This window comes from Streptomyces sp. BE303 (assembly GCF_036290945.1).
In the GTDB taxonomy this organism is placed as follows: domain Bacteria; phylum Actinomycetota; class Actinomycetes; order Streptomycetales; family Streptomycetaceae; genus Kitasatospora.
Map to the genome: position 1 here is coordinate 1 of NZ_JAQYWZ010000726.1, position 345 is coordinate 345.

Annotated in this window: 1 pseudogene; it reads right to left on the bottom strand. The window is 70.4% G+C overall.

Annotated features, from left to right (window positions below):
• Positions 1-327, bottom strand: a pseudogene (locus tag PUR56_RS21940) (hypothetical protein); the annotation flags it as partial.
• Positions 328-345: the final 18 nt, after the last annotated feature.

Here is a 345-nt window from a genome sequence, read left to right on the forward strand (position 1 = left end):
CAGGTCGAGGGCGTCGGGTATCTCCTCCAAGAACAGCTTCTCGTACTTCAGCGAGCCGAAGCCCCGCTCGCGTGAGCCGTTCTGGCCCGGGGTACGGACCCTGGTGCGTACGTGCCGCAGCTCGGGGCGGGTGGCGATGAACGCCTCGAAGCGGAACGAGCGGAACGGTCCGCCGTTGTCGGTGACGATCGTGACCAGCGGCTTCACGGTGCCGTCGGTCGCGCGCCGGGCCAGGTCGACCAGCTGGGCTCCGGCGAGCCGTTCGGCTTCGGCGAGGGCGAGCTCGATGGCGGCGATGGCGTCGTGCTGGTTCGCGGTCGGGGCCACGTGCCAGCCCAGCTCGTA